Below are 21,658 nucleotides of genomic sequence, written 5' to 3' on the forward strand. Positions count from 1 at the left end.
TACCGTTTCTGTTTCGTTATAAGATAAGCTCAAATTTCTTCTTCATCTTAAAGTGGAACAAATTTATTACTTAAATTGTCTATTTAGTACACTTTTTAAATATGAATATATTTCTTAAAGTAACTTCAATAATTTTAGGTAAATCAACAGGAGAATTGAAAGGCAGGAGAAAGTAGCATGTCAGAAAATTATCGTTCTCGAGAGGAGAGACGACAAGTTAAAAAGAAAAAACAGCCTTCTGCTAAGAAACAAAATGCAAAAGGTAAAACATCTTTTTTTCGTAAGTTTTTAGTTAGTTGTTTATTACTTGGTATTGTGGGGTTAGTCGCAGGGGTTGCTACCTTTTTCGTTATGATCAAAGATGCTCCAAAACTTGAGAAAGCAAAACTTGTTAATCCGTTATCCTCAAAAATTTATGATAAAGATGGGAAATTGATATATGAATATGGAAAAGAAAAACGAACGAATATTATGTATGATCAGATTCCTAAGTTAGTAGAAAATGCGTTTTTAGCAACGGAAGATGCACGTTTTTACGAGCACAGTGGCGTAGACTATAAAGGTACTGCACGTGCAGCCTTAGTCAGCCTAAAGGGGGATTACGGTTCTCAAGGTGGAAGTACGATTACACAGCAAGTTATTAAAAATTACTTCTTATCGATGGAAAAAACGTCAAAGAGAAAGGCGCAAGAAATATACTTAGCATATAAGCTAGAACAACAGTATTCAAAACATGAAATTTTAGAAATGTATTTAAATAAAGTTTACTTAGGTAACCGTTCATACGGAATCGCAACAGCAGTACAAAATTACTATGGTAAGGAATTAAAAGATTTAACACTACCAGAAGTTGCAATGCTTGCTGGTTTAATGAAAGCTCCTAATAACTATGATCCAACGAAAGAACAAAATATCAAAAAAGCAACAGAAAGAAGAAATGTTGTACTTAAATTAATGAATCGACATGGTTATATTACAAAAAAAGAAATGGAAGAAGCATCAAAAGTTCCAGTAACAGAAGGACTTAAGAAAGCAACTGAACAAAAAGAAATGCCCTATCCAGCTTTTATGGATGCGGTTGTGAAAGAAGTTGAAAAAGAGTTGCCAGATGTTAATATAGGATCTGACGGTTTAGAAATTTATACAACATTAGATCCAAAGGCACAGGATTTTGCGGAAAAACTTTTAAATAAAGATATTATTAATTATCCAAATGAGAAATTCCAAGGGGCTTTCACATTTATGGATACGAAAACAGGAGAAGTACGTGCAATTGGTAGTGGACGTGGTGAAAATAAAGCTGTTTTTAAAGGACATAATATTGCAATTGAATTAAATCGCTCAGCAGGTTCAACGATGAAACCAATTTTTGATTACGCTCCTGCAATTGAATATTTAAAATGGGCTACTTACCATCAAATTGATGACTCTCCATTTAAGTACTCAACGGGACAAGAAGTTAGAAATGCTGATAGAAAGCATTTAGGACCAATTACAATGCGTGATGCATTGAAAACGTCCCGAAATATCCCGGCAATAAAAACTGCAAAAGAAGTAGGGATTAATAAATCAAAAGTTTTCTCTGAAAAGCTAGGTATTACATTTAATGTAGCACCGACCGAATCAACAGCGATTGGTACAAATGAAGCGTCACCGACTGAAATTGCAGGTGCTTATGCGGCATTTGGTAATGATGGTAAGTATACGAGGCCACATTTTGTTAAGAAAGTCATTTATTCAGATGGTAAATCAAAAAGTTTTGAGCAAAAGCCAAAACGAGTTATGAAGGATTCTACAGCATATATGATTACTGATATGCTTCGTACTTTTGTTTCATCTGGATTAGGTACAACAGCTAATATAGGTTCTTTAGATATAGCGGGTAAAACAGGTACAACAAACTATTCTTTAGAACAAATAGCACAATATAATCTACCAGAAAGTGCAACTCGTGATAGTTGGTTTGCTGGTTATACACCACAATATACGATGGCAGTATGGACCGGATATACAAAGGATAGTAAAGATGATTATATTAGTAGTAAAAATACGAAAATAGCTCAATTGATTTTTAAAGAAATGATGAGTAAGTTTGCTACAGATAAGTCACAATTTAAAATGCCGAACAGTGTAGTTCAAGAAGGTAGCGAATTACGTATTAAAGGTGAGAAGCGTGATTCTTCTCCAAATACGAAAATAGAAAATACGACTGAACAGCCGAGTGAAAATAAGCAAAAAGAAAAGCAAAAGAAACAAGAAGAGCAAAAGCAAAGTGAGCCAAAAAGTGGTAGTGACCAAGGAAATACAACACCACCAAACAATGGTAATGGCCAAGGAAATACAACGCCGCCAAAAAGTGGTAGTGACCAAGGGAATACAAACCACCAAACAATGGTAATAGCCAAGGAAATACAACGCCGCCAAAAAGTGGTAGTGACCAAGGAAATACAACACCACCAAACAATGGTAATGGCCAAGGAAATACAACGCCGCCAAAAAGTGGTAGTGACCAAGGGAATACAACACCACCAAACAATGGTAATAGCCAAGGAAATACAACGCCGCCAAAAAGTGGCAGTGACCAAGGGAATACAACACCACCAAACAATGAGGATGATCATGGAACGCTACCGTCACCAAGTAATGATGGGAATACAGGAGAGGCTCCAGCTAATAATGGATAATATGTAATCATATAATTAAAAAACGCAATCCTTTTTGTAGAAATATACAGAAAGGATTGCGTTTTTATGTATTCTAAAAGACATAGTCAATTAAACAAACTATAAATGAGATATATCAGAGACAAAGGTTATCACAATCTACATGTTTGAACAAGTAGGATTCTTCTCTTTTGGGATGTACCTTTTCTTTTTATAAAAAATTCAATCAAAAAAACTTGAAAGTTTATGTTATACGTAAAAAAAGCGAATCTATTTTCAAAATAGATTCGCTTTTTCATCTCCTAATAACTTAAAAACTTAAACTTAAAATAGAAAAAATGAATGAAGTATTCGGATGATAGTAAATGCCTGAGTGATTTCAATGTATACATGACGAATCAGTTTGTATTTATTTCCTTGATAGGATTTTATATAATATTAATTTTTTGTGAATTATTAATCTGAAAATAATTTGATTTAAGGTATTATTCACACAAAATGAATACCTTTATGTAATTTATTTAATTTATAAGGTAGTTAGGAATACCAAATCAAAACATAAAAGCTCATTATTGATTGATACTTTATAAAGTTGTATTAATATGTGTCATAAAATAATATCAAAATATAATTATAAACAGAATAAGGGAGGACTATGTAAAAAAGTAATAAATACAAGGTCATAAACTGTTTTTGCACGTAAGTACATGCTAAAGAAACCAAAACTATTAAATTGATCAAGGAAATGAGAGGGAGATACTATGGGGAATAAATCAAATTATAAAACCAAAAGAATACTAGTAGCTACTGCAACAATAACTATAATTGCTTCTGGAATGGCTTCTTCATCAGATGTCTTTGCAGAGGAAATGCAGCAGCAAAAAAATTTATCGCCATCACTGCAAAGTGAAAAGTCAGTTAAATCAGAAAATAGAACATTTACAGTCCCAGGAAAAGGGGATGTTGAGGTACTAAAACAACAGGAAAGAAAAAATATGGCATTTAGTCCATATGAACCAACTGGTTTATATGCAAAGCCAAATGAACAAATAACGATTAATGTAGAAGGTAATCAAGATATTGAGGTATATATTGGAACGTATTCATATGATGCTTCTTGGAGAGAAGATTCTAAGATAAAATCATTTACATTAAAACCTGGTATAAACACAATCCAATCTCCAAATGGGGGGATGATTTATTTTTATAATAAACAACAAGGAGGTAGCATTCGAACAACAATTACAACAGGTGGAACGACTACGCCTTTCTTTGAACTAGGAAAGCATACAAAACAAGATTTAATAAACATGCTGGACCAGTATCCTAGTGCACATGCAGTGGAGTTAAAAGGCGAACGTGTATTAATTACGGCCAGCCCTGCACGTGTTAAGAAATATTTGTTGGGTTCTAATACAGATCCTGTACAACTCTTAAAAAAGATGGATGAAGCTACTCGAATTCAAGACAAAGTAGCTGGATTATCTGAAGAACAAGTAGATAAACATTATGTTCATTACGTAGAAGAAAATCATTCTCCTGATTATTATATGTATGCAACTTCTTATCGAACAGCATATGTAGGAGACGCAATCCAATACGTGTTAGATATTAATAAATTTATAACAGATGGCTGGGGCCCTTGGCATGAGGCAGGACATTTGAGACAACAATCGCCCTGGAAGTTTTATAATATGACAGAAGTACAAAATAATATATACAGCCTTTCTGTAGAAAAAGCATTTAATCAACCATCCAACTTAGAGAAAAGTGGAATTTATCCAAAAGCATTTCAATATCTAGAACAAGTGAATAAAAATTATGATGAAATTAGCGATGTTTTTGTAAAGCTTGTTATGCTTTGGCAACTACAGTTAGCGTATGGAGAGGATTTCTATCCTAAATTGCATCAATTGTATAGAGACATGCCTTCAAGTGAACTTCCACAAACTGATGAAAATAAAAAACAATTATTTATGATTTCAGCATCAAAAGTAGCCAAACAAAATTTGATTCCTTTCTTTGAGAAGTGGGGATTACATCCAAACAACGATACCATTCAAAAAGTAGCTGCATTAGGATATCCAATTTTAACAGCAGAGATTTGGAAGGGTACAGATTCTAATCCAATTAAACCAGATATGCCTAATGTAAATAATATTTTAGAAGGAAACCAGTTTGCATGGTCGCTGAAAGGGATTGGAGATTTTGAATTCGCAAAAGTAAATTTAAATAAATCAACAGAAGAAATGCAAATAGATTTAAAAGCAGGTGTACCACATAACTACTTTGATAGTACATATGCAAGTATTAAAGTGCAAAACACATCAGGTAAAGTGGTCTATAACAAAGAGATTTATGGAAATAAACAACAAAATGCTGAATCGCAAAAAGTCTCGGTTAAGGTAGGAGACTATATAGAGTTAACACATCTAGAAGGTGTGCATAGAGCTACTATTACAAATGTGGAAAAAAGCATCCAGGAAAGTTTTGGGAACAAAGTGGTGTATGAGATTACAAAAGAGGGATTGAAGAAAGTAGATAAAATTGTTAATCCGGAACCAGATACAAAAGCTCCCACACAGCCACAAGGATTATATGCAAGCAACCTTACTTCTAACAGTGTAGAGCTAAAATGGAATCCGTCTACAGATAATGTAGGTGTAAAAGAATATCAGGTATTACGTGATGGACAATTGATTCAAACCGTACAAGGAACGACATTTACTGATCAAAACTTAACAGTTAATAAGGAATATAAATATGCAGTGAAGGCTGTAGATGCAGCTGGAAATACATCAATTCAAAGTGAAATTCTTCTGGTAAAAACAAAAGATCAAAATGTATCTTATGAGAAATGGGATCCAAAGAAGGCATATACAAAGGGCGATAAAGTTGAACATCAAGGGACAGTGTATGAAGCGGTTCAAAGTCATCAAGGAAATGGGGACCCGAATTGGATATTTGCGTTATCTTTATGGAAACCAATTACAATCAAATAACATGTAAGAATCAGATGTGAAGATAGAACAACATAAAATTGGGGCAGTATTTTAAAGATTTACTGGATGTTGCTTGAATTTTGATAGATTTCTCTACTAAGTTATTATTCAATATTGAACTACTGACCACTTAACGCCCTTACGGACTTTTTGAAGTGGGAGATTCCTGCGAACACCGGTGTATCCACTGGTTATCTTAGCAGGCTCTACCCGTAGTCCCTACGGTGAGAACATAAGTATCTTGTACGTTAACGCACCACACTCCCTACTTTAGCTTGGTTTTCGCAACTTCAGTTTTCAATGAGCAATCTGTACAAGTAAATGATAACAAACATGTTGGCTTATGCCAACCGACATTCATCTCCCACCTAAAATTGGTGTTTCACACCTTCACATTTTTGAGGAAGGAGTCTTCTGTCGGGAAACAATAAAAATTAGAAAAGGATGTAGATTAGTGATTAGTCAGAAAACGAAGAAAAGATTTAATAAAGTTATTATAATGATCGCAGCATGTAGCATGTTTTCTATGTTTGGAACGTCTATGTTGCACACTAAAGCTGCAACACATTCAGCTGCTCCAGCAGTTTATGTGAGTCCCCAAAATATACCTGTCTCAGATATTATTAGTATAGACTGGTCACCAGTTCAGACTCCACCTTATACGTACTGGGCTGTACACAACTGGAATGCAGGTGGTGAAGCTGGAGGATATGCTGGTTTTCAACAACAAAGTGGGTTTGATGAAAATGGAAAACGTACTTTACATTTTGCCTTATGGGATCCAATTTCCTCTAAAGAAGCAATAAAAGCCGAATACTTATCTCCGAATTCGCAAGCTGGCCCCTTTGGAGGAGAAGGAACAGGAATGAAGGTTCAAACAACTTATGGTTGGAAAGACAACAATTGGTACAGAATGACAATGCGTTCATGGCAAGAAAATGGTCATACCAAATTTGGACAATGGATGAAAGATGTAACAAAGAATAAATGGCATCAAATTGCAATTATGGACTTTCCGGTTGCTAATGTTGCATTTAATCATGGATTAGGAATGTTTCAAGAAGACTGGGCTGATAGTGGACAGAATGTTCGAGAAGCGCGCCTAAAAAATGGTTATAGCCGAAAATTAGTTGATAAACAATGGAGTTCTTGGAATAATCAAAGTATTTCTGGAACGCATGATAATACTTATCAATATGATGGAGGAGCTACTTCAGAATATGTATGGGTCAAAGCAGGAGGTAATACGCAGTCTACTATTGGGTCAGGAAAAATATTCACGCTAAATCAACCTACTCAACCTGAAATAGGAAAATTAGATTTTGATATCCAATCTATATATTATGAAAATGAAAAATTAAATGTATCTTGGAAACTAAAAGAAAATAGTACACCGCAATTTAAGGGGAAAATTGAAATTTATAACAATGAAAATATGACGGGCCAACCTATTAACGTAATTGATGATATTAAATCTTATCAAAATGGAATCAGTCAATCTATATCATTACCAACAAATGCTTATGCAAAAATTGTATTAACGGATATATTTGATCAAACTGTTGAGAAAAAGGTACAAATCAAAAATGAATCTCCAAACATTTTTGAAGGTAATGAATTTGCTTGGTCGCTGAAAGGGATTGGAGATTTTGAATTTGCGAAAGTAAATTTAAATAAATCAACAGAAGAAATGCAAATAGATCTAAAAGCAGGTGTACCACATGACTACTTTGATAGTACATATGCAAGTATTAAAGTGCAAAACACATCAGGTAAAGTGGTCTATAACAAAGAGATTTATGGAAACAAACAACAAAATGCTGAATCGCAAAAAGTTCCAGTCAAAGTAGGCGATTATATCGAGTTAACACATCTAGAAGGTGTACATAGGGCTACTCTTACAAATGTAGATAATAGTAAACAAGAGAGCTTTGGAAAAAAAGCCATATATGAAGTTACAAAGGAAGGCCTGAAGAAAGTAGAAAAAATGCCAGAAGCAACAATTTTAGAAGGAAACAAGTTTGCGTGGTCATTAAAAGGATATAGTGATAGAGAATTTGCAAAAGTAGATTATGATAAAACGGTAGAAGAGATGAAGGTCAAACTAGAAGCAGGTGTACCACATTCCTACTTTGCTAGTACGTATGCGAGTATTAAGGTCCAGAATTCTTCTGGCAACGTTCTGTACAATAAGGAAATCGTGGGAAATAAACAACAAAATGCTGAAAGCCAAATTGTGCCCGTCAAGGTAGGGGATTACATTGAATTTACCCATATAGAAGGAGAAGCAACAAAGGAAAAAACGCGAGCAACTTTAACTAACCTTGAAAATAACAAAAATGAAACCATTGGAAAGACAGCGAGGTATCAAGTTACAAAAGAAGGCTTGAAGAAAGTAGAGAAAATGCCAGAAACAACGGTTTTAGATGGAAATCAATTCGCTTGGTCATTAAAGGGATATAATGATCGAGAAATCGCGAAAATAGAATATAACAAATCAACAGAAAAAATGCAGATTAAATTAGAAGCGGGTATCCCCCATTCTTATTTTACTAATACGTATGCAAGCATTAAAGTCCAGAATTCATCCGGTAATATTTTGTACAATAAAGACATTATAGGAAATAGACAACAATCTGCTGAGAGCCAAACCGTTTCAGTCAAAGTAGGGGATTGTATTGAGTTTACTCATATAGAGGGAGAAGCACAAAAGGAAAAGACACGCGCCACACTTACTAATCTTGAGAATAGTAAACAGGAGTATATGGGAAAGAAAAGAATATATCAGGTTACCTCTATGGGATTATTAATAAAGTCATAGATTTTACTACAAAAGTTAAATTATAGATTTATATATTATATAAAAATTTTAACCATTATACGCATTAAAAAAATCTCAAGAGAATATAGATTGGCGGGTATAGTATGAACATATTCAAAGGGTTTCTAATTTCATCAATTGCAATGACAACTTTTGTAGGAACAGATCTAATCCTACAAAATGATAGTATTCATAATAAAGTTTATGCTGAATCTTATAATGTCACATACAAGGAAAGAGATTCACAGGAAGAAAGATTAATTGTAAAGTTTAAAAATCAAATTGACTTACCTTATGAAGATGGTATTGAGAAAAGAATAAAAAATGGGGATTATGATAACAATTTAAAGGAGTTATTTTCTGAAAATAAAGAACTTACTTTGAATCGTCTGTTCTCATCAGTAAATCCGATAGAGATTGAAAAGTTATCAGTACACTCTAAATCATTTGCTAATCAATCAGCTAATAATTTATTAAATTATTATATTGTACAAGCTCCTAATAACATAGAAATAGAGTTGTTACTGAAAAAATTTGAAACATCACCTCTTGTAGAGGAGGCTTATATACAAGAAAAACAAATTTTGACACCCCCTGAAATACAGTTACAAGATTTATCTGTTAATCCGTACGATGATCCTAGATTTAAAAATCAAGGATATCTTGAAGCGGCACCAAAGGGAATTAATGCCTCGCATGCTTGGAGCATTAAGGGTGGTGATGGGAAGGGGACAACTTTTGTGGATATGGAATATGGGTGGTTATTGAACCATGAGGATTTAGTCAATAAAAATATAAAGCTTATGTCTGGACAAAATATAAGCCAGCATAGAGCTCATGGTACTTCAGTTTTAGGAATTGTTTCATCCGAAGATAATCAAATTGGAAATATTGGAATAGCACCAAAAGCAAATGTAAAAGTAATATCCCAAATCAGGGATAATGGAATTTATAATACAGCAGATGCTATTTTAAGTGCTGTACATAATTTACAATCAGGGGATGTTCTTTTATTAGAGGCACAAGCTTCATATGATGGGTATGGGGATAAATATTTACCTGTAGAAGTACATCCAGATATTTTTGATGCAATTCGTGTTGGTGCAGATAAAGGGATTATTATTATAGAAGCTGGCGCAAATGGTTCAAACGACTTAGATAATTTTAAAGATCGTAATGGAAAAAAGATCTTAAATCGAAATAGTCCAGACTTCAAGGATTCAGGTGCTATTATGGTTGGGGCGGGATCATCAACTGTTCCACATAAACGTTTATGGTTTTCAAATTATGGAAGTCGATTAGATGTATATGGATGGGGAGAAAATGTTGATACAACATCAGCAAATCCAAATCAAAATACTACAAATTTATATACATCAACATTTAGTGGAACATCAAGTGCTTCACCAATTATTGCTGGAGCAGCAACTTCGATTCAAGGTATTGCTAAAGAACATCGAGGTTCTCCTTATACACCAGCCGAATTAAGAAATATTTTAAGTAATCCAAATACAGGAACACAATCTCAAGATCCTTGGAATGATAGAATAGGTGTTTTACCTGATTTAAAATCTATATTAAATAACTTAGGTTTTAATTCAGATATACCGAACTCTTCTAGTATTTTAGAAGGAAAGCAGTTTGCATGGTCACTAAAAGGAATTAGTGATTTTGAGTTTGCTAAAATCAATTTCAATAAGTCGACAGAAGAAATGCAAGTCGACTTAAAAGCAGGCATACCGCATCATTATTTTAATGAAACATACGCGAGTATTAAAGTACAAAATGCATCAGGGAAAGTAGCATACAATAAAGATATTTATGGAAACAAACAGCAAAATGTTGAATCACAAAAGGTGCCAGTCAAAGTAGGAGATTATATTGAGTTAACACATTTAGAAGGTGTGCATAGAGCTACTTTTACGAATATCGATAATAGTAAACAAGAGAGCTTTGGAAAAAAAGCCATATACGAAGTTACCAAAGAAGGTCTGAAGAAAGTAGAAAAAATGCCAGAAGCAACAATTTTAGATGGAAATCAATTTGCCTGGTCATTAAAAGGATATAGTGATAGAGAAATTGCAAAAGTAGATTATGATAAAACGGCAGAACAGATGAAGGTAAAACTAGAAGCAGGTGTACCACATTCCTACTTTGCTAGTACGTATGCGAGTATTAAGGTCCAGAATTCTTCTGGCAACGTCCTGTACAATAAGGAAATCGTGGGAAATAAACAACAAAATGCTGAAAGTCAAACTGTGCCCGTGAAAATAGGGGATTACATTGAACTTACTCATATAGAAGGGGAAGCAACAAAGGAAAAGACGCGAGCGACTTTAATTAACCTTGAAAATAACAAAAATGAAACCATTGGAAAGATAGCAAGATATCAATTTACAAAAGAAGGCCTGAAGAAAGTAGAGAGAATGCCAGAAACAACGGTTTTAGATGGAAATCAATTTGCCTGGTCATTAAAGGGATATAACGATCGTGAAATCGCGAAAATAGAATATAACAAATCAACAGAAAAAATGCAGATTAAATTAGAAGCGGGTATACCCCATTCCTATTTTACTAGTACGTATGCAAGCATTAAAGTTCAAAACTTATCGGGCAATATTTTATACAATAAAGAAATTGTAGGAAATAGACAACAAGCTGCTGAAAGCCAAACCGTTTCAGTCAAAGTAGGGGATTATATTGAGTTTACTCATATAGAGGGAGAAGCACAAAAGGAAAAGACACGTGCCACACTTACTAATCTCGAGAATAGTAAACAGGAATTTGTAGGTAAGAAAAAAACATATCAAGTTACTCCTACCGGATTATTAATGAAATAGATTAAAAGGATGTCCAAAAAAATAGAATTTTTTTGGACATCCTTTTTTATTCATAGAATATCTCTTTAGTTGAATTTATTTAGTTTTTATTTGATTATTTTATAACAGCAGAAGATTTCCAACACAATATCGTGCCAATATTCGAAAATTAAAATTATCATTTTGATTTTTAATATTGGCACGATATTTGCTTATATAAAGAAATGATGAAATTAGCTGTTCACATATTATATTTTTCTAGATTAGCCTAAAATTTTTAATGATTAATTCATTTCAACATCAAGCAGTGAAAATGATAGGTAAAGATCTTGGGTGAGCGCTTGGCCCTTTGATGGTTTGGTGGAGGATATTGAATCCAAAGCGAATCATTATCTAGCAGTTCAATGGCCTCCAAAAATGATATCGGAATGGAATATTCTACAGCAGAGTTAGTTTGATTAGCCAATTAGTGAATAAAATTAGTGCAAATTTAAGGGTTATAAGTAAAAGAATCAATAGCATTCAGTTACCTCTAAAAAATATAAAAAGGTAATAAAACCATTTTCTTCGAGTTTCTTATTTGCTTGTGCTACTGGCCCCAGACTCACTTTCAATTGTTTTGTCAGTATGAGTATAGAAGGTAATTATGTTTCTTCCTGTAGGAAACGGGGACAGATTTGATAAACAATAGATAAGTATATTTGTTTGGAAAGTGACGTCTCAATGTTATAAAAGAGGCTTGAGTGTTATATATGGTTTCGATATAACATACAAGTAGATCAATGAATTCTTTGAAATAAAGTATTAAAAATAGAAGTCGATAGGGGGAAATAACTCTATTAATAAGGGTTAAGTTAAACATCTATGCTTTAAAAGAATACTCATTTGTTCCGACGTTTTAATCATTTAATACATAAGCAATATAAAACTACAACCTAAAATAGTAATTTTATCTAAACCGGTCATATAGCATAGAGGCACTATACTTCATTTTTGAAATCATGAAATCATTTAATTTTTACTAAATACTTTTCAATGTAATCAGAGACCGTAATATTACCACAATTAAAAGGAGACATATTATGTTTAAACATGATATTATTGTGCGCTCTAGTGAATATGATTTTTTTAGACCTGTAAACAATGCAAATTTTATTATTTACTTTGAAGAAGCGAGAAATCAACTTTATCAAATTTTTAATTCAAGTTTAAAGATAAAATCCTGGAATTTAATCATTGCTTCAATTCAATGTGATTTTATTCACGAGGTGATAAGTACCGAAAAAGTAACTATTTACACATGGATTAGTCAAGTTGGTAATACAAGTTTTCAAGTTGAACATGCTATACAAGACGAACATCAAAATTGGATTGCAAGAGGAAAAGTTATTTTAGCTCATTTTAATTTTCAATTAAAAAAAACAATTCCTTTACCTAAAGAAATACAGCACTTACTTTCGGAACATAATGAGGCACCTAATGGCATTCCGAAGTTAAGATCAAAACACACTCATCTTTTTATTTTAATATAAAAGACGCCATACGGGATATATATAATTACATTAATATAATATGAAAAACTCATGTAATTACAGTGTTATATCAGCTTCTTGTGTGTTATACACATGGTCCATATAGAATATAGTTAATGACTGAAATACTAACTAATGAATAGGAAGGTAAAGTAAGTTTTCATAAAAATATGGAGGTTTGTACAATGAAATATTATGTTGTAGACGCATTTGCAGAAAACGTATTTGAAGGAAATCCTGCAGCAATTTGTATTATGGAACAGTGGATTCCAGAAGAGATGATGCAAAAAATTGCGATAGAAAATAATCTTTCTGAAACGGCTTATGCAGTAAAAGAAGGTGAGGGCTATAAACTAAGATGGTTTACTCCTGGAGGAGAAATTGATCTTTGCGGCCATGCAACTTTAGCAGCAGCATACGTAATTGCTAACTATTATGAAAAAGAAATTGAAGAAATTAAATTTCTAACAAAAAGTGGACAACTTACTGTAACTAAAAAGAATGACATTTATGAGATGGATTTCCCCAGCACAATGCCTGAAAAAATTACATTAACAGATGAGATGATTGAAGCAATTGGCATAAAACCTGTAGAAAGCTACTTAAGTAGAGATTTGATATTCGTATTAGAAAATGAAGAGGATGTTCAGAATCTGACACCTGATTTTGCGAAAATGAAGGAGCTACCTGATGGATTAGCTGTATCCGTTACAGCCAGAAGTACTAAGTATGATTTTGTTTCCAGAGTCTTTTTCCCGAAACTCAATGTAAATGAAGATCCAGTTTGCGGTTCAGGACATTGCAGTTTCATTCCATTTTGGGCCCAACGTCTTGGTAAAGATGAAATGGTAGCAAGGCAGCTTTCTGACCGAGGGGGAACACTATATTGTAAACATGAGGGAGACAGAGTGAAAATTGCGGGAACAGCAGTTGTATATGCCATTGGTGATATTCAAATATAATAAAAACGAGACTAAGAAATGAAATTGTTTAATTAATAAACTAGTGGCAGTCAAAGATTATATTTGCGATTTAGACCGTATTGTAAATGTAATTAAACTACAAGCCTTTGTGCATAGTGTAGCTGGCTTTGATTAACAACATATTGTTATTAACGCTCTTTAAAGTTGTTGCAAGATATATTCGGAATGGAAGGTCAACATGCTCGGACGGCAATTGGAGTGAATCAGCTACCCCATGTATGTCACAGTGGAAATTGATTCTATATTTGAAGTTAAAGCCAAATAAGTAAATAATAAACAAAGTTTTTCTTTAATTGAAAAACACCTACTAAAATTACATGATAACGTATTAATAGTATTAAACCAGTTTCTAATTATATACAGAACTACTTTATATGTGTTGCATGAAATGTAGTTCTGTATATGATTTTTTAAAGAATAACTTATAACAAGGAGTCTTAATATTATTTTAATTGTCATGAAAACTCTAGTGAAAAAGTCTAAATTTTCTTTATCGAAGAGGTAAGAAAGGGTTACAAGTATGAAAAAAGGGGTTCTATTACTAATATTTGCAACATTCCTATGGTCGGGAAACTATATTTGTGGGCGTTTTTTAGGACCAGTATTACCACCAATATTACTTAACACTATTCGATGGGCGATCTCTACTATGATTCTGATCTGCCTATTAATGCTTAATAAACAAAAGTTGCATCTCTTTAAAAATTGGAAAGAATTTAGTATACAAGGTTTTTTAGGTGTATATGCCTTTTCAACTTTAAATTATTTAGGACTCCAAACAATTAGCGCATCCAGAGCAGGAATGATTTCAGCAGGGATTCCCATTATGATTTTACTTTTTACACCTTTTATTCTTAAGGAAAAGATTAAAACAAAGGCATGGATTGGTGCACTTATTTCCATAGTCGGTGTCATAATACTAATTCAAGGAAAATCCTCAAATTCAATAGAAGTCTCGATTATTGGGGATGCTGAGATACTATTATCATGTGTCGCTTGGGGTTTATATACAGTTTTCGGGAAAAAGTATGGAAGAAAGATAGACCCTCTAGCAATGACTGCTGGGGCAGCATTTTATGGGACAATTTTTAGTGCAATAAGTTGCATTGGCACAGTACAGACGGATATGATTCACCTAACTAAAAGTGCATGGGTTTGTATTATTTATGTTAGTACTTTTTCGTCAGTAATTGCTTATATTGCATGGAATACAGGAGTAAAAATAGTTGGAGCAGGACGTGCTGCACCTTTTATTAATTTACTACCAGTATGGACGGTATTATTAGGAGTTTTTTTATTGCAAGAACAGATATCAATCATCACGGTTGTTGGTGGTGTCATCACTATTTTGGGCGCTATTTTAACAAGTTTATAAGATAGCATAAAGTGAATAAATATAGTAGCGCTAAAAGTACAACGGTAAATTTAGTTATTAAATATTAGTAATGAGAGTAAGCATGTATGTGCATGAATAAAAATAAAAATTTTATGAAAAGGAAGGATTGTAAAATGTCATTAGAAAAAGTCATTTCCTATTTCAAACAATATGGTATGGAAGATAGAATTATTGAGGTTAAGGAATCCAGTGCAACCGTTGAACTTGCAGCAAAAGCTTTGCAATGTGAGCCTCAAAGAATCGCAAAAACTCTATCTTTTCAAATAGAAGATCGTGTTTTAGTAATAGTCACTGCAGGTGATGCAAAAATTGATAATCGTAAATACAAGGAACAATTTGGTGTTAAAGCAAAGATGATTGATGTAAACAAAGTAGAAGAGCTAATTGGTCACGCAATAGGTGGTGTTTGCCCGTTTGCTGTAAATGAAGATGTTGAAGTGTATTTGGATGTATCGTTACAAGGATTTACAACTGTCTTTCCTGCCTGCGGTAGTGGGAACAGTGCAATTGAATTAACAATAGAAGAACTAGAAAGATACTCAGAATATTTAAAGTGGATTGATGTCTGTAAGGGATTTGTAAACTAAGAACTAATTTTATGAAAATCTACAGTCTGACGATATTTTAATAGGACTTTAAAATAAAGAGAGGTTGAGTAAGTATGAAAAAAAGATTTTGCATATTAATATTAGTTATGCTATCTAGTATTGGCTTGGTTGGCTGTGAACAATGGGATCGTTATAGTCCTTTTGCAAGCGAGACAGGTGTATACGGTGTAGTAAAAGAAGAAGCTAAACGAGATTCTAACGCACCTAAAGATGTAATTAAGTATTCATATGATTTACTTGGGTATGATGAAGATTTAAATAAAATTGAATTAGGTTTTGGGTCTGAAAACAAATTCCCTATTGGCACATATATTAAAGCTGTTAAAAGAGGAAGCGATACAAGAATGCATGATGTTTCAATTATTAAAAAAGAAGATATTCCAGCACATATAATTAAAAAATTAAATGAACAAGATAAATCTTTAGATTCCCGGAGCATATTTTAAATATATTTGATTTTATCTGTTGTGGATTGAAACTTTGGTATAGTTTCTTAGAAATTAAATAAGTAACGGTGCTTCCATAGATGCTTTATCCATACCATCTCCTGTGTGATTTGGACCATAAGTTTGCCGTTTCGGCAAGTTTATGGTTCTTTTTGTTTGCGGCAAACTTATGCTTCCAGGATTTGAAGAATATTTTTAATGTCGTTTTTAAATAAATTCAAGATGTTTATAAAAAGACTCAATGTTTTGTTTACTTTGATTAGTCTATCTAAAGGGATGTTTTTATAGCTAAAAGAAAATCTGAGCTGAAAGGTGAATGAAGAAACTGTTGAGCAGCAATAAAGTTACTCCACTAAAAGTGGCAGATTGTTGAATAAGAAGAAAAATTTAAGGGCATATATCTTCAAGAAAGAGAAATTCACTTTTTATTGAAATAAAGAATTAATAACAAGAGAAATTATACATTTCAATACAACTATTTTTTAGTTCATCTCATTACTAGGATAAATTTGATTTTTTAAACAGTATAGCTACCATATTATTCAATCCTAAATATGTAATTTGTATATCTTAACTTTTACTTAATGATTCTAAATTTAAAAATGTTGACATAGTCCACTAAATAATTTATCATTTGTTGACATAGTCCACTAATAAAGGGGGATATTATGAACCATAATGAAAATATTGTTAGTGATATAAGGCGATTTAACCGATTTTATACGAATATACTTGGTTTGTTAGATAAGCATGTATTTAATGGTGAATATTCTTTTACGGAGTCTCGGGTAATTTTAGAGATTGGTTTCATGGAAGAATGTATTGCAAACGATTTAGTCGAAAAACTCGATATTGATCGCAGCTATATGAGTAGAATAATTGCAAAGCTTATTAAAGATGGTCTACTAATTAAGGAAAGTTCGACAATTGATAATAGAACAAGTCTGATTCAATTGACACCAAACGGGACTGCTTTTTTTAATCATTTAAATGAAAAATCTAATGAACAAATAGTGAAATTACTACAGGGGCTGTCACAAAAAGAAATAGAAGAAATACATGTTTCTATGTTGTTGATTGAAAAGAAATTAAATAGAACTGAGGAGGATATGAATGCTACGATTTGATAATGATTATGCAGAAGGTGCCCATGGGCGAATTTTGAAGCAATTAGTTGAAACTAATGAAGAGCAGACACCTGGATATGGTATGGATGAACATTGTGCAAAAGCGAGAGTATATATTAAAGAAGCATGTGATACAAAAAATGCAGATGTACATTTTCTAGTTGGAGGAACACAAACAAATACAACAATTATTGCTTCCATATTACGTCCGCATCAAGGGGTAATTTCTGCAATTACCGGTCATATTGCAGTACATGAAACCGGAGCAATTGAAGCTACTGGTCATAAAGTGCTTACTTTGCCGAGTGATGACGGTAAAATTCGTGCAGAACAGGTAAAAGAATTATATGATGCTCATTGGAATGATGCGACTCATGAGCATATGGTACAGCCGGGCTTAGTATATATTTCTAACCCAACAGAGAATGGAACAACTTACAGTAGATCCGAATTAGAAGAATTAAGCAAGGCTTGTCGGGAATGTGGTTTGCCATTATTTATGGATGGAGCTAGATTAGGATATGGTCTGGTTTCCAAAGGCAATGATTTATCCTTAGCAGATATCGCATCACTTTGTGATGTTTTCTATATTGGGGGAACTAAAATAGGAGCATTGTTTGGTGAAGCAGTAGTCATTATAAATGATGCTATAAAAAATGATTTTCGATATATAATCAAGCAAAAGGGAGGACTATTGGCTAAAGGGAGATTATTGGGAATACAGTTTGAAACTTTGTTTGAAGACGGCTTATACTATGATATTTCCAGACATGCTGTGGAAATGGCGATGATGATCCGAGAGGCATTTGTTGAAAAAGGATTTTCATTAAGGTACGATTCAAAAACAAATCAACAGTTTCCTATTTTGCATAAAGATGTAATAACGAAATTGAGCCAAAAATATTCCTTTGCCATTTGGGAGAAAGTCGATGAAACGCACAGTGTTGTTAGATTTTGTACCAGTTGGGCTACAAAAAAGGAAAATGTAGAAATGTTGATAGAAGATATTAAGAAATTAGAATCGCGATTTGTGAATGAGTGAATTGATTTGAATCAATAGTTTATCAGTTAAAGGAAGATGCAAAATGTCAACAAAGGAATTATATGCAGAGAATAGTTATATTAAAGAGTGTAAAGCGCAGATTGTTTCAGTAAAAGGCAATTTTGTTGCATTTGACCAAACGATTTTTTATCCAGGTGGTGGTGGACAACCTTGCGATAAAGGGACCATTAAACAGGGAGATGAAATCTACGAAGTAGTAAATGTAAAAAAAATAGATGGTGAAATCGTTCATGAATTAGATCGTCCATTGCAGCACTTAGAACAAGCAGTCATCATGCATATCAACTGGTCTTGGCGTTTTCAAAACATGCGTTATCATACATTATTACATGTTATTTCTGGTTATTTATTTCAGCATTACGGTGCTTTAGCTACAAGCAGTCAGATTGAAAAGGATTATGCCAGATTAGAGCTAGCGTTTTCTCCTGAAGTTATAGAAGAAATACAGTTTGAGAATTTAGAACAATCAATATGTAGGTTAATATCTAAACATCATAATGTTCAAATGAGAACGATGAGTAGAAGAGAAGCTGAGCAGAAAGAAGGGAGTATTAAGACAATTATTAACTTACTTCCAGCTTCTCTTAACGAAGTACGATTAGTTCAAATTGATGATATTGACGAGCAAGCATGTGGTGGAACCCATGTTAACAAAACAACTGAAATTGGCGACTTCTCCATTATTAAAATTCAAAACAAAGGCGCCACAAAAAGAAGGTTGAAAATTCAGCTTAACTAACAGTTTCTTCTTTAAACTGATTGCATCATTTATTGCTTAAATTTCACGAGTGTTTATAAAAAGGATTGTTCTGTGTTTTATTTGTTAAAACTTAAATTCAATTATAAACCCTTATTACACAAAAGAGCGCGATTGTTGCGCAAACACAGGTAGAAAAATGAATAAACTTTCTTATATAAATTATTTACTAGCAACAAATAACCCAAGCATTTTTGACTGATTTTTTCAAAATGTTTGGGTTTCTTCTGTTAAATGGTCTTTTTTTGTAGCATGTTTTTGATCAAACTTTATTACAAAGTACCAGGATTCACGGCAAGTTTATGGGTTAATAATCACTCTCCGGCAAAGTTTTACTTCCACTAGTGGCCACTTTATGAGTGAAGTCACATCCTGTATGGATAAATAAAATATAAATTATGATTTTAGATGACTAGGCTATTTGTGATTATAATAAAGGGTAAAAACTTTATTCATTTTCTATAGAATACCCATAATTAGAATTATGTTTTGTAAATTATAAAATTATGTACTTTATAAATTTAAAAGTTATTATAGAGTCTTTAATAATTAATTTTCAATTTAAACTTTCTTTTCTTTGAACAAAAAAAGGACAAAGAAAGACATGAAAAGGAATGCTTCTTTTCTTTATTGGTTTAAGAAGGGGGCATGAATTATCGCAAAAAGTAGAAATCCCAATGCAGTATATAACTTTAAGGAGATAAATAATAAGTTAGTTATGCTATTTATTATTGGCTTGGATGGCAGTGAACAATGGGATCGTTATAATTTTTCTAACATTCGATAAATCTGATTTCTATTATATTAAGTATGGTTAAATATCTAGTAAAGTTCATTATTTCTATTAACAAAAAATAGCGATTCTATAATTTATAGAATCGCTATTTTTTGAGTTGTTACTTTTTCAAGTAAAATATAACTAATATTCATTCATTAAGGAGTGAAACGTTTTGCTGCACTCTCTTTTGGATAATTTAGACCAGTTGGTGTATAGCTAATTAGTTCAATTAACATTCCCCAAGGAACACGACCATAAACAAAATGGCCTGTTCCATCTTCCACATCTCCTAACAATTCGCCAGGATCATTCAATAGTTCTCCACCAGCTTCTACAAAACGTTTAGCAGCTTCTTTTATGTCATCCACATAAAAACCAAAATGTTGAACATCATACATAATCAGAAGCAATAGCCGGTTATTGTTGAACGGTATCTGCGTATTTGCTCACCCATACACAAAAACTACTAAATCTTTTGCTTGATACTTACTGGTTCGTTGTACAAAACCAACACCCCTAGCAAGATCCCGTAAGCTATTTGGAGATAAAAAACTTTGAATCCCTTGAGTGAATATTTGAAATTCTTCAGACACAGAAACAGACATAAAAAACACTATCCTTTCCTATGAATCTACAGAAAGAATAGCGTATTTTTTCATTTTAGGGGATATTTTGCTTTGTTAGCTCAATGACAATGCGGTCAAACTCTATTTTAGATACCAGTCAAAGGCGTTTTTATAAAGAATTTTTTTTATGGCTTCTTCTTCAAATTCGTTTTTAATTAACTCTATATCTGAATGTCGGAATGGTATCTTTGCCCTTGTTGAAGGCAAATCAGTTCCAAACATTAACGCATCAGGGTTAATTGAATAAATTGCTTTCATTGCTTCAGCAGCATCAAAGTCAATTCTTCCAAATCCAGTAGCTTTTACTCGAACTCCTTTTTCGACTAAAGCTAATAAATTAGGTAGACCTGCTTTTGACAAACCTAAATGATCAATTGATACTTTTGGCAATTTTTCTAATATATTAGTTATCTCTGGTAAGGCATTTGAATTAATATAAAGCTCTGTATGCCAATTTACTAATTCATATACTCTTCTAGCAAAATTGTCTAAACGTGATATATCCTCTGAACCACCTCGATTTACATTAAAGCGAAGTGCCTTAACACCTTTCTCATTCAATTTAATAATTTCATCGTCTGATGTATCATAGGGTAACTGCGTAACACCAACAAAATTCTTCCCCAATGTTTGCAATGCATTTATTAAGTAAGTTTGATCAAACTTTTGAAAGGAACCAGAGACAATCGCACCACCAATTACATTTAAATTACTGACAGTGTGTAAATAATCTTCAGACGTAAATGGATCTGGCATATATCCTTGATTTTCGTACAATGGAAATTTTGGATCGATTATATGTAAATGTGTGTCAAATACTTTCATAGGATCACTCCATTCAAACGAATTTATAATTAAAGCATAGACTTCTTTTTGATATAAATAAATTAGATATTAATTATTAAAATTTATAAGTATATCTAATCGAATAACAATAATCCAAAAGATGTATAATGAAATTCTATTACATAATCAATATTTTTGAACACCTTTATTATTCACGAACAATGTATACACAAAAAAGCTAGTAAAGTACT

Annotated in this window: 13 protein-coding genes and 2 pseudogenes; 12 read left to right on the forward strand and 3 right to left on the reverse strand. The window is 32.7% G+C overall.

Translation table 11 applies throughout. The annotated features are described in order from the left end of the window. Positions 1-177 precede the first annotated feature (177 nt). The 12 genes and pseudogenes from N2V92_RS00980 to N2V92_RS01035 all read left to right on the forward strand — a co-directional run bounded on the left by N2V92_RS00980 (position 178) and on the right by N2V92_RS01035 (position 19,199). Positions 178-2,684 (forward strand): annotated as a pseudogene (locus N2V92_RS00980) (PBP1A family penicillin-binding protein). 740 nt (positions 2,685-3,424) lie between these two features. Further along, a complete protein-coding gene (locus N2V92_RS00985) occupies positions 3,425-5,665 on the forward strand; it encodes a M60 family metallopeptidase (RefSeq protein WP_170264989.1) in 2,241 nt (746 codons plus the stop codon). 454 nt (positions 5,666-6,119) lie between these two features. Further along, positions 6,120-8,486, forward strand: a complete 2,367-nt coding sequence (locus N2V92_RS00990) for a putative mucin/carbohydrate-binding domain-containing protein (protein WP_170264990.1) — start codon at positions 6,120-6,122, stop codon at positions 8,484-8,486. A gap of 104 nt (positions 8,487-8,590) precedes the next feature. Beyond that, positions 8,591-11,326, forward strand: a complete 2,736-nt coding sequence (locus N2V92_RS00995) for a putative mucin/carbohydrate-binding domain-containing protein (RefSeq protein ID WP_170264991.1) — start codon at positions 8,591-8,593, stop codon at positions 11,324-11,326. A gap of 1,061 nt (positions 11,327-12,387) precedes the next feature. Beyond that, complete coding sequence (locus N2V92_RS01000) at positions 12,388-12,837, forward strand: acyl-CoA thioesterase (RefSeq protein ID WP_097807870.1); 450 nt, start codon at positions 12,388-12,390, stop codon at positions 12,835-12,837. A gap of 185 nt (positions 12,838-13,022) precedes the next feature. After that, positions 13,023-13,799: a PhzF family phenazine biosynthesis protein gene (locus N2V92_RS01005; protein ID WP_097807869.1), complete on the forward strand. Its 777-nt coding sequence runs from the start codon at positions 13,023-13,025 to the stop codon at positions 13,797-13,799. A 541-nt stretch (positions 13,800-14,340) separates the two neighbouring features. Next, a complete protein-coding gene (locus N2V92_RS01010; protein ID WP_097807868.1) occupies positions 14,341-15,195 on the forward strand; it encodes a DMT family transporter in 855 nt (284 codons plus the stop codon). 134 nt (positions 15,196-15,329) lie between these two features. Next, entirely contained in the window at positions 15,330-15,803 is a 474-nt protein-coding gene (locus tag N2V92_RS01015; RefSeq protein ID WP_097807867.1) for a YbaK/EbsC family protein, read from the forward strand. Between the two features lie 74 nt (positions 15,804-15,877). Continuing rightward, the gene (locus tag N2V92_RS01020) at positions 15,878-16,270 is read left to right on the forward strand and encodes a DUF1093 domain-containing protein (protein WP_170264993.1); all 393 of its coding nucleotides are present in this window, start codon (positions 15,878-15,880) and stop codon (positions 16,268-16,270) included. A 665-nt stretch (positions 16,271-16,935) separates the two neighbouring features. Continuing rightward, the gene (locus tag N2V92_RS01025; protein ID WP_097807865.1) at positions 16,936-17,397 is read left to right on the forward strand and encodes a MarR family winged helix-turn-helix transcriptional regulator; all 462 of its coding nucleotides are present in this window, start codon (positions 16,936-16,938) and stop codon (positions 17,395-17,397) included. Then, positions 17,384-18,439, forward strand: a complete 1,056-nt coding sequence (locus tag N2V92_RS01030) for a threonine aldolase family protein (protein ID WP_098285096.1) — start codon at positions 17,384-17,386, stop codon at positions 18,437-18,439. The genes N2V92_RS01025 and N2V92_RS01030 overlap by 14 nt, the downstream gene beginning before the upstream one ends. A gap of 43 nt (positions 18,440-18,482) precedes the next feature. After that, the gene (locus N2V92_RS01035; protein ID WP_098863717.1) at positions 18,483-19,199 is read left to right on the forward strand and encodes an alanyl-tRNA editing protein; all 717 of its coding nucleotides are present in this window, start codon (positions 18,483-18,485) and stop codon (positions 19,197-19,199) included. 951 nt (positions 19,200-20,150) lie between these two features. Here N2V92_RS01035 and N2V92_RS01040 read toward each other — a convergent pair. From N2V92_RS01040 to N2V92_RS01050, 3 genes and pseudogenes are all read right to left on the reverse strand, one after another. Next, positions 20,151-20,393, reverse strand: a complete 243-nt coding sequence (locus N2V92_RS01040) for a hypothetical protein (protein ID WP_097807862.1) — start codon at positions 20,391-20,393, stop codon at positions 20,151-20,153. 43 nt (positions 20,394-20,436) lie between these two features. Beyond that, a pseudogene (locus tag N2V92_RS01045) lies at positions 20,437-20,600 on the reverse strand (IS4 family transposase); the annotation flags it as partial. Positions 20,601-20,702: 102 nt separating this feature from the next. After that, entirely contained in the window at positions 20,703-21,446 is a 744-nt protein-coding gene (locus N2V92_RS01050; protein WP_097807861.1) for an amidohydrolase family protein, read from the reverse strand. Between the last annotated feature and the right edge of the window lie 212 nt (positions 21,447-21,658).

Origin of the sequence: Bacillus sp. CH_48, assembly GCF_038008465.1 — a bacterium.
Lineage (GTDB): Bacteria > Bacillota > Bacilli > Bacillales > Bacillaceae_G > Bacillus_A > Bacillus_A thuringiensis_S.